Genomic DNA, 13556 nt, shown 5'->3' with positions numbered 1-13556 from the left:
CAAGCCGGAAGCCGGAAGCCGGAAGCCGGAAGCCGGAAGCCGGAAGCCGGAAGCCGGAAGCCGGAAGCCGGAAGCCGGAAGCCGGAAGCCGGAAGCCGGAAGCGCCGCGATCTCGCGCTCCCGGTCTGCCGCGGCTTGCCCCTCACGCCTCCGTGACGGGCAGCCCTGCTGTTCGCCAGGCCTGGAAGCCGCCCACCAGGTCCGTCGCGCGGCGCAGGCCCAGTTGGTGCAGGGAGGCTGCGGCGAGACTCGACGCGTAGCCCTCATTGCAGACGACCACGACGCGCAGGTCGTGACCCGTGGCCTCCGGAGCGCGGTGACTGCCACGAGGGTCGAGGCGCCACTCCAGTTCGTTGCGCTCGACCACGAGAGCCCCGGGGATCAGGCCGTCGCGCTCCCGCAGCGCCGCGTAGCGGATGTCGACCAGTAGCGCCTCGCCGCGGGACGTCGCGTCGAACGCGTCCCGCGCCTCGACCCGGCCGAGCCCGGACCGCACCCGCTCGAGAAGCTCGTCGATGCCCACCGGTGAAGTGCTCACTGCCAGTCCTCCGGGCGCTCCACCGACTCCAGACGCAGCACCGGGCCGGTGCGGCTGTAGCGCCGGATCCGGGGGAGCGGTGGGTAGTAGGCGTGGACCGAGACGGCGTGCTCGGTGTGGGACTCGTTCAGCACCTCGTGCACGTGGTGGCGGCCGAAGGCGCGTCCCTCACCCACCGTCAACTCCCGTGCTCTGTCGACGTCTTCGGAGAGTTCCAGAGTCTTCCATCCGTCGGTGGGAAGGCGGGCGGCGAGCGAGTTCTCGGTGAGCGCGCCGCCCGCGGTCAGGAAGGCGCCGACGGACTCGGCATGGTCGTGCCAGCCCGTTCCGGTACCGGGAGGCCAGCCGATGAGCCAGGCCTCGCTGCCGTCGGGGCCCTCGAGGCGCACCCATGTGCGGCCCTCCGGATCGAGCGGCAGCGAGGCGATCAGGTCGCGGTCCTGAGCGACGCGGCGGACGAATGCGAGGAGGTCGGCCTGCGTGGGCGCGGCCGACGGCGTACGGGAAGGGGCCGTACGGGAACGCGCAGTGGATTGCGCGGAAGTGGATTGCGTGAGACTGGACACCAGTACCGTCCTGGGAGTTCGCGAACAGCACGCGCCGCCGAAACGCCGGGGCGGGCGTGTGGAAGGAAGGGATGCGAATTCAGCAGGAGGGGTGACACACGCAGCCCGCGTAGCGGATGAGGTCCATATGGACCCTCCGCCACAGGCGTACATCGGTGTCGACCGTCACGCTCCGGAGTACACCATGGGGGCAGGTGACGGTCAACTCATCGACAGTCGGCGAGCGACTCAGGCGAGCGACTCAGCGGCCGGCGCCGCTCTTCACCGGACCCTTCTCCTCCGCGGGCTTGCCGAGGGCCGCGCGCGCGGCCTCGTAGAGCTCCGCCGGGCGTACGCCGCTCAGGGCCGTGACCAGATGGCCGTCGGGCCGGATCAGCAGCACCGTGTGCGCCGGGGCCCCCGGGTAACGCTCCGCGACGAGGAGTTCGGCCTCGTGGGGGAGCGCCGCGACGGCCGCCGCGAGCCGTGGCATCAGACCCGCCGACATCCAGTGCTTGCGCTCCCACACCACGGTCCCGGGGGCGACGAGGACGACGAGCAGTGGCCCGCGGCCGAGCCGGTCCCGGAGGTGTACGAACGAGCCGTCCGGCGCGGTCACTTCGACATCGGCGATCGGCGAGCCGGGCGCCGTGCCCACCTCCACCTGTGACTCGGAGCGCGCAGGCGCGAGCGGCGAGTCGGAGTACGCCCCCGGCGCGCCGAGCGGCCCGTGCCCCAAGTGACCGTCCGTGAGCAGCGCGTCGTGCCCGCGCGCGGCGCCGGGGACGTACGCCCGCAGCCCCCCGCCACCGCGCAGTATCGGCAGCGCCTGGTCCGCGGCGCGCAGCCGCCCGGCGACCACGGCACGGCGCTCGGCCTGGTAGCTGTCGAGCAGCGCGTCGGTGGCGGAGCGGGCCCCGTCGTGCCAGGCGAGGGCCAGCTTCCAGGCAAGGTTGTCGGCGTCGCGCAGCCCCTCGTCCAGGCCCTGGGTGCCGAGCGCGCCCAGCAGGTGCGCCGCGTCACCCGCGAGGAAGACGCGGCCCACGCGCCAGCGGCGGGCGAGCCGGTGATGGACCGTATGGACTCCGGTGTCGAGCAGTTCGTACGGCGGGGTGGAGCCTCCGCACCAGCCCGCGAGCGTCTCCCGGATGCGGGTCACGAGAACATCCGGGGTGACCAGGTCGCTGCGGGGCGGCAGCAGCCAGTCCAGGCGCCAGACGCCATCGGCGAGGGGACGGCCGACGACCTCCGAACCCGAGCGGCCCGAGGCCCGCCACGGAGGGCTCCGATGGAGCAACGCCTGACCGGGCCACGGAAGTTCCGCACGCAGCGCGGCGACCGCGTGCCGTTCGACGGCGGTGCGGCCGGGGAAGCGGATGTCGAGGAGCTTGCGGACCGTGGAGCGCGGCCCGTCGCAGCCCACCAGGTAACTGCCACGCCACCACGTGCCCTTGGGGCCGCGCGTGTGTGCGGTCAGGCCCGACTTCTCCTCTTCGAGCGAGTCGAGGCGGCTGTCCACGGCGACCTTGATCAGCCGCTCGGCGTCCACGGCCCTGCGCAGGGCGTCGGTCAGAGCGTGCTGCGCGATGTGCAGCGGCGCGGGCAGCGCGTTGCCCGGCGCTACCGGCCCACCGGGCGCCCCCGGTCCACCGGACGCTCCCGGCTCATCCTCCGCGCTCTGCTCACCGAAGGTGAGCACACCCATCACTTGCTTGCGGCGCATGGAACGCCAGCCCGTCCAGCGGGCGCCGACGCCCTCGAACGACGTACCGGCGAGCCGCTCGGCCAGCGCGGCGGTGTCCTCGCGCAGCACCACCGTGCGGGCGGGCCGTTGTTCGTCCTTGCCGGGGCCCTCGTCGAGGATCACGGAGGGTACGCCGTGCCGTGCGAGGGCGAGGGACAGCGCGAGCCCGACAGGACCCGCGCCGACGACGATCACCGGGTCCACGGCGCGGCCCCTCCCGCCCCGAGAGACCCGCCGGGAAGTGTCCCGTGCCAGGGCACGGGCGGCGTACTGGACCTACAAGGACGGGCAGTTGGAGCGGGGTGCGCGTTCACAGAGCGTATGCAACCCATTGCCGGTGCTTGCGTCAAGTGACGGCGGCAGTGGCGATCACGCCACTGCCGCCGTGCAGCTCAGGCCCCGCGCCCGGGGTCGGGTCAACTTCTCGGCGAACCGGGTCCTTCGGATCGGTCATCGCTCTGCGGGCGCTCGTCGGCGGCCTCGGAGGCGGTCGTTCCATGGCCGGCCCCGCCAGGCAGGTCCACGGAGTCCATCAGACCGCCCTCGGCGACGGGTTCGGCGGCCGCGGCCACCTTGATGCCGGTCTTGGCGCGGCGGCCGCGCCGCTCGATCCAGTTGGCGAGCCCGGACAGGGCCAGACACATCAGGACGTAGATCGTGCCGGTGACGATGAGTACCGGAACGTACGGGTATTCGCCCTCGATCAACGTGTTGTTGGCCAGCTTGCGGGCCGCGTACAGGAGCTCCGCGTACGTGATGATGTAGCCGAGCGAGGTGTCCTTGAGGGTGACCACCAGCTGGCTGATAATCGTCGGCAGCATCGAGCGGATGGCCTGCGGCAGCAGCAGCATGGTCATCACTTGATACTTGCGCAGACCCAGTGCGTACGCCGCTTCCACCTGGCCGCGCGGCACGGCCTGGAAGCCGGCCCGCAGCACCTCCGCCTGAACCGAGCTGTTGTAGACCGTCAGGCCGATCACCAGCGCCCAGAAGGCGTTGTTCTCGCCGATCACGCCCAGGTCGCTCTTGTAGGTGAGGAAAAGAACCCACAGGGCGTAAATGGTGATCAGCAGCGGGATGGCGCGGAACAGCTCGATGAAGCCGGTGGCGAACCAGCGGATTGGGCGGTGGTCCGAGTAGCGGGCCACCGCGAGGACGACGCCGAACACCAGCGAGAGCGCACCCGCGGCGGCGAAGACCTTCAGGGTGGTCAGGATGCCGTCACGGATCGCCGCACGCACGTTGGCGTAGTTGAAGATGTCCCACTTGGCGGCGGCGAACTGGTCCTTGGACGCGAGCTGCGCGACCACGAAGACAATGAGGCCGACGACCGCGAGCGTACCGACGACGGTGTAGATCCGGTTGCGCGTGCGGGCCTTGGGGCCCGGGGCGTCGTAGAGAACGCTGGCACTCATCGGGCGACCTCCAGGGTCCTCTCGAGCACCCGGAACAAGATGCTGATGGCGAAGGTGATGACCAGGTAGCCGAGCGCCACCCACAGGAAGACCCAGGCGATCGGGTACCCCTGGTCGCTCAACAGCTTCTGCCAGCCGAACAGTTCGGTGACGCTGAAGGCGCCCGCGATGGCCGAGTTCTTGGTCAGCGCGATGAAGATGGAGCTCAGGGGCGGCAGCACGGTGCGCACCGCCTGCGGCAGGATGATCAGGCCGAGCGTCTGGAAGAACGACATGCCGATCGAGCGCGCCGCCTCGGCCTGCCCGAGCGGCACGGTGCTGATGCCGGAGCGCACCGCCTCGCAGACGAACGACGAGGTGTAGCAGCTCAGTACGATCAGGGCCTTGACCCACGGGCTGAAGCCGAAGTCGAGAACCTGGGGCACTGCGAACCAGATGACGAGGAACAGCAGCGTCAGGGGGGTGTTGCGGAACAGCGTGACCCAGGCGGTGCCGAAGTACCGCAGAGGCGGTACGGGCGAGACCCGGAATCCGGCGAGGATCGTGCCGAGCAGCATCGCGACGAGGCCACTTGCCAGGGTCAGGCCTATGGTGCCGAGGAATCCCTCGCGGAATTCCGAAAGGTGGTCGAGCAGTACATTCACGGGGAGTTCCTCGTGGGGCGGCAGCGGTCGGGCAGGGGGAGCCGCGCCCCGTACGCCGTCACGGACGTCGTGCTCGGCGTGACGGCGACAGGGACACGGTCAACTCACTGCCTGCGAGTTACAGGCGGCTGGACGCTCAGGAGTGCTGAACGCTCAGCAGCGCTCAGTAGCGCTCCAGAGTCGGCGGCTCCTCGTAGGAAGAGCCCGAGAGACCGAGTGTCGCGTCGTAGGCCTTCTTGTAGTCGCCGTTCTTCTCGTGCGCCTCGATGGCGTCGGCGACCGCGTCACGCAGGGCCTTGTCGTCCTTGCCCATGCCGACGCCGTAGGGCTCCTCGGTGAAGGGCTTGCCGACGACCTTGAGCTTCTTCGGGTTCTGCGCGGCGTAGCCCTTCAGGATCGCGTCGTCGGTGGTGACGGCGTCGACCTCCTTGTTGAGCAGCTGCTGTACGCACTCCGAGTACTTCGCCAACTCGACGGTCTCGGCACCGTACTTGGGCTTCTTGATCTCCTGCAGCGGGGTCGAGCCCTTGATGGAGCAGACCTTCTTGCCCTTCAGGGAGGTCGGGCCCGTGATGCCCTTCTCGTCGCTGCGGATCAGAAGGTCGGCACCGGCCATCATGTACGGGCCCGCGAAGCCGACCTGCTTCTTGCGCTCGTCGTTGATCGTGTACGTGCCTACGTAGAGGTCGACATCGCCCTTGGAGATGGTGGTCTCGCGGACGCCCGAGTCGATCGTCTTGAACGTGATCTGGTCGGCCTTGAAACCGAGGTCGGCCGCGACCATCTTGGCGATCTCGATGTCGAAACCGGAGCGCTTGCCGCTGGAGTCCTGGAAGCCCAGGTACGGCTGGTCGTCCTTGGAACCAATGACGATCTTGCCGGCCTTCTGGGCCTTCTTCAGAGTCGCGGAGTCGACCTTCACATCGCTCTTCACCGCGTACGTGGGGAGCTTGGGCTGGTTCTTGCCACCCGAGGCCCCGGCGGGCTTGTCGCCGGCGTTACCGGACTCACCGCCACAGGCGGTGGCGGTCAGCGCCAGCGCGGCGACGGCGGCGGCCGCTGCGGCGGACTTTCGGAGCTTCATGGTGAACATCCTTCGTGTCGGCAGATTCGGCAGTAGGGAAAAGGCAACACGCGCGCGTGGGGCTCCAGTTGTGGCCCCGCGCGGGGCGCGCGTCTAGTGGTGCAGGATCTTCGACAGGAAGTCCTTGGCCCGGTCGCTGCGCGGATTGCTGAAGAACTGGTCGGGGACGGCCTCCTCGACGATCCGGCCGTCCGCCATGAAGACGACGCGGTTGGCCGCGGAGCGGGCGAAGCCCATCTCGTGCGTGACCACCACCATCGTCATGCCGTCCCGGGCGAGCTGCTGCATCACTTCCAGGACCTCGTTGATCATCTCCGGGTCGAGGGCCGACGTCGGCTCGTCGAAGAGCATCACCTTCGGGTCCATCGCCAACGCCCTCGCGATGGCTACGCGTTGCTGCTGGCCGCCGGAGAGCTGCGCGGGGTACTTGTCGGCCTGCTCGGCGACACCGACCCGGTCGAGGAGCGCACGCGCCTTCTCCTCGGCCGCCTTCTTGTCCGCCTTGCGGACCTTGATCTGGCCCAGCGTCACGTTCTCCAGCACCGTCTTGTGCGCGAAGAGGTTGAAGGACTGGAAGACCATCCCCACGTCCGCGCGCAGGCGTGCCAGTTCCTTGCCCTCCTGGGGCAGCGGCTTGCCGTCGATCGCGATGTCGCCGGAATCGACGGTCTCCAGGCGGTTGATCGTGCGGCACAGCGTCGACTTGCCGGAGCCCGACGGGCCGATGACGACGACGACCTCACCTCGCGCGATGGTCAGGTCGATGTCCTGGAGCACATGCAGCGCGCCGAAGTGCTTGTTGACTCGGCTCAGTGCGACCAGCGCGTCGCCCGCAGGGGGAGTGGCGTCCTTGGTCACCGAAACTTCGGTCATCGGGGTCTTGCTCCGTCCTCCTCGGTTGGGAGGACAGTAGTAACCCCGTACGACCAGCGTCATTACATCTGAGGGGAAATTGAGCATAACGATCCGGCCGCAACCGGACACTATGCGTGAAGGGGGCGCGGGGCGCTCATACCGGCTGCATAACGGAACACGGCCGTAACCGGAAGGCTCTTGACGTCGTCCTTACTTTTCGGAGTGGATGCCTTGATGAACCGCACGGGAGAGGTGAGGGGGCGCAATGAGACTGCTTCTCGTCGAGGACGACGACCACGTGGCCGGTGCCCTTTCGGCGGTCCTGTCCCGGCACGGTTTCGAGGTGAAGCACGCGCGCAGCGGCGAAGAGGCACTGCAGGCGCTGGTGCCCGAGGCGGACGCCTTCGGCGTCGTGCTGCTCGATCTGGGCCTGCCCGACCTTGACGGCTACGAGGTGTGCGGCAGGATCCGCAAGCGCACCACGACACCCGTGATCATGGTGACCGCGCGCGCGGACGTACGTTCGCGCATCCATGGGCTCAATCTCGGCGCGGACGACTACGTAGTGAAGCCGTACGACATAGGGGAGCTGCTCGCCCGCATCCATGCGGTGAGCCGCCGCACGGTGCAGGAGGAACCCGCCGCCGCGGTCGACCACGAGGTGCAGTTCGGGGACGTCAGCATCGATCTGCCCACCCGTAAGGTCGCGGTCGCGGGAGAGGCGGTTCAACTCACCCGCAAGGAGTTCGACCTGCTCGCCCTCCTTGCGCAGCGTCCGGGCGTCGTCTTCCGTAGGGAGCAGATCATCAGCGAGGTGTGGCGGACCAGCTGGGAGGGCACGGGGCGCACTCTGGAAGTTCATGTCGCCTCGCTGCGCTCCAAGTTGCGCATGCCCATGCTCATCGAGACCGTGCGGGGAGTCGGTTACCGGCTCGTCGCCCCGGCCGCGTAACAGAAGCCGTAGAGTCCTGGCGTGCGCGCCCGCCTGCTTCCCCTGCTCATCGTCCTCATGGCGGGCGTGCTGCTCGCACTCGGCTTCCCGCTGGCCGTGAGTGTGGCCTCCGCCCAGCAGCAGAAGGTGGTCGTCGACCGGATCGACGACACCGCGCGGTTCGCTTCCCTCGCGCAGTTCGTGACCACGCGCCCGGACAAGGCGGGCCAGGGCGAGAAGCTGGTGAGCGACGAGCGGCAGCAGACGCTGCGTACCGAACTCGCCCGCTACCACGACGTGTACGGCATCAAGGCGGGCGTCTTCTACCGGGACCGGGAGCCCATGGGGCGCGCGCCCGACGACTTCCGGGTGCCGTCCGCCACTGGTAGCGCCGTCCGGGCCGCGTTCGACGAGGCGCTGTACTCGCGCGGCAGCCATGATCCACCACAGGTGTGGCCGTGGCAGCGGGGCCGGCTCGTGGTCGCCTCTCCCGTCATCCGGGACGGTGACGTCGTCGCCGTCGTGGTCACCGAGTCGCCGACCGGCGAGATGCGCAGCAAGACACTGCGCGGCTGGCTGGTCATCGGCGCCGGTGAGGTGGCCGCGATGCTGCTCGCCGTGGGCGCCGCGCTGCGGCTGACCGGCTGGGTGCTGCGGCCCGTAAGGGTCCTGGACGCGACGACCCACGACATCGCCACGGGCCGCCTCAAATCGCGCGTCGCGGCCGCCGGCGGCCCCCCGGAACTCCGGCGCCTGTCCCATGCGTTCAACGAGATGGCGGACAACGTCGAGGACGTGCTCGAGCAGCAGCGCGCCTTCGTCGCCGACGCTTCGCATCAACTGCGCAACCCGCTCGCCGCCCTGCTCCTGCGCATCGACGTACTGGCACTCGAACTGCCGGAGGGGAACGAGGAGATCGGGTCGGTGAAGGCAGAGGGCAAGCGCCTCGGCCGGGTCCTCGACGACCTGCTCGACCTGGCCCTGGCCGAGCACGCCGCCGCGGATCTCCAGCTCACCGATATCGGCGAGCTGGCCGCCGAGCGGGTGGAGGCCTGGCGACCGCTTGCGGAGGAGAAGGGCGTACGACTCGTGGCCAACTGCCCCGCGGTGACGGGCTGGGCCGATCCCGTCGCGCTGTCCAGCGCCCTGGACGCCGTGGTCGACAACGCACTGAAGTTCACGCCCGGGGGTGAGCAGGTGACCGTCACGGCCAAGGCCACCGGCGACGCGACGGTGATCGAGGTCGCGGACGGCGGGCCGGGCCTGACCGAAGAGGAACTCGCCCGGATCGGCGACCGGTTCTGGCGCAGCGGGCGGCACCAGAACATCAAGGGCTCGGGCCTCGGCCTGTCCATCTCGCGGGCACTGCTGACGGCGGGCGGCGGCTCCCTCGGGTACGCGCGACGCGAACCGCACGGCCTGGAGGTGACTCTGCGGGTGCCCAGGACGGCGCCGGTGCCGGTCCAGGGGGCCGCGGAGGCCGGCGGCGAGGCGAGCCGCGGGGAGAGCGGTTCAGGCCGGGAGACGGCCGCTCAGGGCTTGACCGAGCGGTAGTAGCGGCGCGCGCCCTCGTGGAGAGTGAGCGGGTTCGTGTAGACGGCCGTTCTGAGGTCGACGAGCTGGGCCGCGTGCACCTTCGCCCCGATGTGGTCGCGGCTGTCGATGACCGTACGGGTGAGCGCCTCGGTCAGTTCCGGGTCCACCCGGTCGGTCGTCACCAGCAGGTTCGCCACCGCCAACGTGTTGACGGGCTCGCCCTGTTGGGCTGCCGGGTAGGCGTCGGCGGGCATCACGGCGGCCCGGTAGTAGCGCGAGTAGCCGCCCATGGCGTGCAACTTGTCGACCAGCGAGCCGAGTTCGACGAGCCGGATCGGGGCGTCCTCGGACAAGTCCCGCACGTGGTTGGTGGGCAGGCCCCCGGACCAGAAGAACGCGTCGATCTCGCCGGACTCCAGTGCGCGCGGCATGGCGTCTATGCCGATGCCCACCTCGGTGACGTCCTTGCGGACGTCGAGCCCCGCAGCCTTCAGGATCCGCTCGGCGATCAGCCGCACTCCCGAGCTCCGACCGCCCACCGCCACCTTCATGCCGCGCAGGTCGGCGACGTTCCGTACGGACGAGGACCGCTTCACGACGAGCTGCATGTAGTCGTCGTAGAGGCGGGCGCAGCCGCGCAGCCGGTCCGCGCCCGCCTGCCCCTCGGACCGGTACTTGGCGACCGCGTCCGCCGCGGCGATGGTGAAGTCGGCCTTGCCGGTGGCCACGCGCTCCACGTTCTCCCAGGAGCCCTGGCTGCCGGTGAGGGCGACCCCCAGATCGGGTAGGTCGCGGTCCACGGCCCGCTTGAGGAGCTTGCCGTACCTCTCGTAGACGCCCGTGCGCGCTCCGGTGCTGAAGGTCACCTGGCCTCGGGGCGACTGCTCGCCGAGCGGCAGCAGCCACCACAACAGCAGGCCGAACACCACGAGTCCGGCCACGGAACCCATGAGGGCGCTGCGGCGGGACACGCGGAGGGGCGGCTGCGGCATGGCGTGATCCTGCCAGCTGGGGGCGCGCGGTGGCCAGGTTCGGAACGTCCCCTTGTGGTCACGTTCGGTGACGCCGTTGCCACGGTGCAGGGAGGGCGAGGACGGCGCCACGGAACCACTCCGGGAACCCCATACCCTTGTTGTCATGAGCAGCAGCGACCCGCGTCCGGCCGTGAACGACCGTTCACCCGATGCCACGAAGACGTACGAAGTGCGCACCTACGGGTGCCAGATGAACGTCCACGACTCCGAGCGCTTGTCGGGCCTCTTGGAGGGCGCGGGGTACGTGCGCGCCCCCGAAGGCTCCAACGGCGACGCCGATGTCGTGGTCTTCAACACGTGCGCGGTGCGGGAGAACGCTGACAACAAGCTCTACGGCAACCTCGGCCACCTCGCCCCCATGAAGGCGCAGCGTCCGGGCATGCAGATCGCCGTGGGTGGCTGCCTCGCCCAGAAGGACCGCGACACCATCGTGAAGAAGGCGCCCTGGGTGGACGTCGTCTTCGGCACGCACAACATCGGCAAGCTGCCCGTCCTCTTGGAGCGCGCCCGCGTCCAGGAGGAGGCCCAGGTCGAGATCGCCGAGTCCCTGGAGGCGTTCCCCTCCACGCTGCCGACCCGTCGCGAGAGCGCGTACGCGGCCTGGGTCTCCATCTCGGTCGGCTGCAACAACACCTGCACCTTCTGTATCGTCCCGGCGCTGCGCGGCAAGGAGAAGGACCGAAGGACCGGCGACATCCTCGCGGAGATCGAGGCCCTGGTCGGCGAGGGCGTCTCCGAGATCACGCTGCTCGGCCAGAACGTCAACGCCTATGGGAGCGACATCGGCGACCGTGAGGCCTTCAGCAAGCTGCTGCGCGCCTGTGGGGGCATCGACGGGCTGGAGCGCGTGCGCTTCACGTCCCCGCACCCGCGTGACTTCACGGACGACGTGATCGCCGCGATGGCCGAGACCCCGAACGTGATGCCGCAGCTGCACATGCCGATGCAGTCCGGCTCGGACACGGTCCTGAAGGCGATGCGCCGTTCGTACCGCCAGGAGCGGTTCCTGAACATCATCGACAAGGTCCGCGCCGCCATGCCGGACGCGGCGATCTCCACCGACATCATCGTGGGCTTCCCCGGCGAGACCGAGGAGGACTTCGAGCAGACGATGCACGCCGTGCGCGAGGCGCGCTTCGCCAACGCCTTCACCTTCCAGTACTCCAAGCGCCCCGGAACTCCGGCCGCCACCATGGAGAACCAGGTCCCCAAGGAGGTCGTGCAGGCCCGCTACGAGCGTCTTGTCGCACTCCAGGAGGAGATCTCCTGGGAGGAGAACAAGAAGCAGATCGGCCGCACCGTGGATCTCATGGTCGCCGAGGGCGAGGGCCGCAAGAACGGCGCCACCCACCGCCTCTCCGGCCGCGCCCCCGACAGCCGCCTCGTCCACTTCACCAAGCCCGAGGCCGAGGTGCGCCCGGGTGACGTCGTGACCGTCGAGATCACGTACGCGGCTCCGCACCACCTGCTCGCCGAGGGCGACGTCCTGAACGTGCGCCGCACGCGCGCGGGCGACGCGTGGGAGAAGCGCAACCAGGAGGAGCAGGACAAGAAGCAGGGCGTGCTGCTCGGCCTCCCGCAGATCGGTGTTCCCGAGCCGCTGCCCGCGATGACCGGGGGCTGCGCCGTCGACTGACCGGCCTGGCTTCCTACCGGCCTCGCTTCCTTGTGGAGTGTGGCCGTCTTTCCGGTGTGTGGCGGGCGCGCAGTAGGCTGCCGATCATGCTTGTCGCCGCTGCCGTCTGCCCGTGCCCGCCCCTGCTCGTGCCCGAGGTCGCCGCGGGCGCGGCTCCGGAACTGGAGGCCGCGCGCGCGGCCTGCGACGAGGCGATCGCGGCGCTGCTCGCGGCGGAGCCCGACCTGGTGTGGGTCATCGGCGAGGGCCCGGCCACGGGCATCCACGAGCCGGGTGCCCGCGGCTCCTTCCGACCCTTCGGCGTCGACCTTGATGTGCACCTGGGAGCGGCGCCGTCCGACGTCGTGGACGCGACGCTCCCGCCGTCCCTCTCCGTAGGCGCGTGGCTGCTCGCGCGCGCGGGGTGGACCGGTGAGGTGCGCGGCTACGAGGTGGCGGGCGACGGCTCGGCGTTCGCCGACGCCGACGGTGCGTTCCGCCTCGCGGAGGGCAGGACAGGAGCGGAGCGCGTCGCCTTCCTCGTCATGGGCGACGGCACGGCCTGCCGCACGCTGAAGGCCCCCGGCTACCTGGACGAGCGTGCAGAGGGCGTGGACGCGGCCATCGCCGCGGCTCTGCGCGACCTCGACGCCGACGGCACGCTCGCGAACCTCGACGCCGACCTCGCCCGCGAGCTGAAGATCTCGGGACGCGCCCCGTGGCAGCTCCTCAGCGCCGCCTGGGGCAAGCGGGACGGCACGAGTCGTCTGCTGTACGAGGATGCCCCCTACGGAGTGGGCTACTTCGTGGCGTCCTGGACGTAGCGCGAAACGCCCCACACACGGCGGCGGCCGCGAAACCCGATGGGTTCGCGGCCGCCGCCGTCTGTGCGGCGCGGTGGGTCACGATGCCCCGGAAGGGGGCGACGGCGGGGTGTTCCCGCCGTCGGCGTCCTTGGCGCTCTCGGCGTTCTTGCCCTCCGCCGCGGACATCCGGTCGACGGCGTCCTTCGCCTTGTCCGTGCCCATCTGGATCTTGTCGCTGTACTTGCCCTTGGTCTTCTCGTCGACCATCTTCCCGGCCTTGTCCAAGCCCTGGTCGATCTTGTCCCCGTGCTGCTGCGCGAGGTCCGAGACCTTGGCCCGGGCGGGGCCGAACTTGGCTTTCAACGTATCCAGGATGCCCATGTGTGTACCTTCCGTGCCTTCCGTCGCGCCGGGCTCTCGGGGGCTACTTGCGGGCGCCCTCGCTGGCCTCGTTGTCCGCGGCCTGCTCCGCGGACTGCTGCTTCGGGATCTCCACGCCCTCCGAGGCGGCCGCCTCTGTCGTCTCGGCCGTCTCGCCGTCGGCCGCGGTCTCCGTGGCCTCCTGCTCCGCGTCGGGGCCCGCGATGGCCTCGACGGACTCCTCGGCGTCCGCCACCTCCGGAGCGGCCGTCAGAGTGGCGGCCGGGGCCTCGGCGGTTGACGCCTCGTCCGCAGCGTTGGCCTTCCGGCGAAACCTGGCAAAAACGCCCATTTCAACTCCATACGTTACTCGTGTGGGCGAAATCCCGCCCTACCCGGTGCGTCCCATTGCGGCGACCGGGGCGCCGGCTCTCGAAACCGGCGGCTGG

General features: G+C 69.9%; 15 protein-coding genes. 4 read left to right on the top strand and 11 right to left on the bottom strand.

Features of this window, described 5'->3' with window-relative positions:
• Window positions 1-142: 142 nt before the first annotated feature.
• The 8 genes from ACIRHA_RS14130 to ACIRHA_RS14095 form a co-directional block, all read right to left on the bottom strand.
• Window positions 143-544, bottom strand: coding sequence for a rhodanese-like domain-containing protein (locus ACIRHA_RS14130; RefSeq protein WP_403844512.1), 402 nt, complete (start codon window positions 542-544; stop codon window positions 143-145).
• Window positions 535-1104: a cysteine dioxygenase gene (locus tag ACIRHA_RS14125; RefSeq protein WP_403844324.1), complete on the bottom strand. Its 570-nt coding sequence runs from the start codon at window positions 1102-1104 to the stop codon at window positions 535-537. The genes ACIRHA_RS14130 and ACIRHA_RS14125 overlap by 10 nt, the downstream gene beginning before the upstream one ends.
• Before the next feature lie 79 nt (window positions 1105-1183).
• Window positions 1184-1231: a hypothetical protein gene (locus tag ACIRHA_RS14120; RefSeq protein ID WP_375915856.1), complete on the bottom strand. Its 48-nt coding sequence runs from the start codon at window positions 1229-1231 to the stop codon at window positions 1184-1186.
• A 114-nt stretch (window positions 1232-1345) separates the two neighbouring features.
• Window positions 1346-3031 carry an FAD-dependent monooxygenase gene (locus tag ACIRHA_RS14115; protein ID WP_403844321.1) on the bottom strand — a complete coding sequence of 562 codons (1686 nt, stop codon included), beginning with the start codon at window positions 3029-3031 and terminating at the stop codon, window positions 1346-1348.
• A gap of 212 nt (window positions 3032-3243) precedes the next feature.
• Entirely contained in the window at window positions 3244-4242 is a 999-nt protein-coding gene (locus tag ACIRHA_RS14110; RefSeq protein WP_403844319.1) for an amino acid ABC transporter permease, read from the bottom strand.
• On the bottom strand, window positions 4239-4886 hold the full coding sequence (locus ACIRHA_RS14105) for an amino acid ABC transporter permease (protein WP_403844316.1): 648 nt from the start codon (window positions 4884-4886) through the stop codon (window positions 4239-4241). The genes ACIRHA_RS14110 and ACIRHA_RS14105 overlap by 4 nt, the downstream gene beginning before the upstream one ends.
• Before the next feature lie 163 nt (window positions 4887-5049).
• Window positions 5050-5970 carry a glutamate ABC transporter substrate-binding protein gene (locus tag ACIRHA_RS14100; RefSeq protein ID WP_403844313.1) on the bottom strand — a complete coding sequence of 307 codons (921 nt, stop codon included), beginning with the start codon at window positions 5968-5970 and terminating at the stop codon, window positions 5050-5052.
• Window positions 5971-6063: 93 nt separating this feature from the next.
• Window positions 6064-6843, bottom strand: a complete 780-nt coding sequence (locus tag ACIRHA_RS14095) for an amino acid ABC transporter ATP-binding protein (RefSeq protein WP_403844310.1) — start codon at window positions 6841-6843, stop codon at window positions 6064-6066.
• A gap of 247 nt (window positions 6844-7090) precedes the next feature.
• Here ACIRHA_RS14095 and ACIRHA_RS14090 point away from each other — a divergent pair, with 247 nt between their 5' ends.
• Entirely contained in the window at window positions 7091-7777 is a 687-nt protein-coding gene (locus ACIRHA_RS14090; RefSeq protein ID WP_403844308.1) for a response regulator transcription factor, read from the top strand.
• A gap of 21 nt (window positions 7778-7798) precedes the next feature.
• Complete coding sequence (locus tag ACIRHA_RS14085) at window positions 7799-9310, top strand: sensor histidine kinase (protein WP_403844306.1); 1512 nt, start codon at window positions 7799-7801, stop codon at window positions 9308-9310.
• Here the strand turns inward: ACIRHA_RS14085 and ACIRHA_RS14080 are convergent.
• A complete protein-coding gene (locus ACIRHA_RS14080) occupies window positions 9289-10284 on the bottom strand; it encodes a TAXI family TRAP transporter solute-binding subunit (protein ID WP_403844304.1) in 996 nt (331 codons plus the stop codon). The genes ACIRHA_RS14085 and ACIRHA_RS14080 overlap by 22 nt on opposite strands.
• A gap of 145 nt (window positions 10285-10429) precedes the next feature.
• Here ACIRHA_RS14080 and miaB point away from each other — a divergent pair, with 145 nt between their 5' ends.
• Together miaB and ACIRHA_RS14070 are read left to right on the top strand one after the other, a co-directional pair.
• A complete protein-coding gene (gene miaB, locus ACIRHA_RS14075) occupies window positions 10430-11962 on the top strand; it encodes a tRNA (N6-isopentenyl adenosine(37)-C2)-methylthiotransferase MiaB (protein ID WP_403844302.1) in 1533 nt (510 codons plus the stop codon).
• Window positions 11963-12048: 86 nt separating this feature from the next.
• Entirely contained in the window at window positions 12049-12765 is a 717-nt protein-coding gene (locus tag ACIRHA_RS14070; RefSeq protein WP_403844299.1) for a class III extradiol dioxygenase subunit B-like domain-containing protein, read from the top strand.
• 78 nt (window positions 12766-12843) lie between these two features.
• Here ACIRHA_RS14070 and ACIRHA_RS14065 read toward each other — a convergent pair whose 3' ends face one another.
• Complete coding sequence (locus ACIRHA_RS14065; RefSeq protein WP_403844297.1) at window positions 12844-13128, bottom strand: antitoxin; 285 nt, start codon at window positions 13126-13128, stop codon at window positions 12844-12846.
• A gap of 43 nt (window positions 13129-13171) precedes the next feature.
• Window positions 13172-13459, bottom strand: a complete 288-nt coding sequence (locus tag ACIRHA_RS14060) for a hypothetical protein (protein WP_403844294.1) — start codon at window positions 13457-13459, stop codon at window positions 13172-13174.
• Window positions 13460-13556 lie beyond the last annotated feature (97 nt).

The organism is Streptomyces sp. NPDC102360 (assembly GCF_044766085.1).
Lineage (GTDB): Bacteria > Actinomycetota > Actinomycetes > Streptomycetales > Streptomycetaceae > Streptomyces.
This window is presented reverse-complemented; position numbering and strand designations above follow the sequence as displayed.

Excerpts from the sequence above, each read along its gene's own strand:
- ACIRHA_RS14060 (WP_403844294.1), bottom strand. The coding sequence starts at position 13,459 with ATGGGCGTTTTTGCCAGGTTTCGCCGGAAGGCCAACGCTGCGGACGAG.
- ACIRHA_RS14095 (WP_403844310.1), bottom strand. The coding sequence starts at position 6,843 with ATGACCGAAGTTTCGGTGACCAAGGACGCCACTCCCCCTGCGGGCGAC.
- miaB (WP_403844302.1), top strand. The coding sequence starts at position 10,430 with ATGAGCAGCAGCGACCCGCGTCCGGCCGTGAACGACCGTTCACCCGAT.
- ACIRHA_RS14065 (WP_403844297.1), bottom strand. The coding sequence starts at position 13,128 with ATGGGCATCCTGGATACGTTGAAAGCCAAGTTCGGCCCCGCCCGGGCC.
- ACIRHA_RS14090 (WP_403844308.1), top strand. The coding sequence starts at position 7,091 with ATGAGACTGCTTCTCGTCGAGGACGACGACCACGTGGCCGGTGCCCTT.
- ACIRHA_RS14080 (WP_403844304.1), bottom strand. The coding sequence starts at position 10,284 with ATGCCGCAGCCGCCCCTCCGCGTGTCCCGCCGCAGCGCCCTCATGGGT.
- ACIRHA_RS14070 (WP_403844299.1), top strand. The coding sequence starts at position 12,049 with ATGCTTGTCGCCGCTGCCGTCTGCCCGTGCCCGCCCCTGCTCGTGCCC.
- ACIRHA_RS14100 (WP_403844313.1), bottom strand. The coding sequence starts at position 5,970 with ATGAAGCTCCGAAAGTCCGCCGCAGCGGCCGCCGCCGTCGCCGCGCTG.
- ACIRHA_RS14110 (WP_403844319.1), bottom strand. The coding sequence starts at position 4,242 with ATGAGTGCCAGCGTTCTCTACGACGCCCCGGGCCCCAAGGCCCGCACG.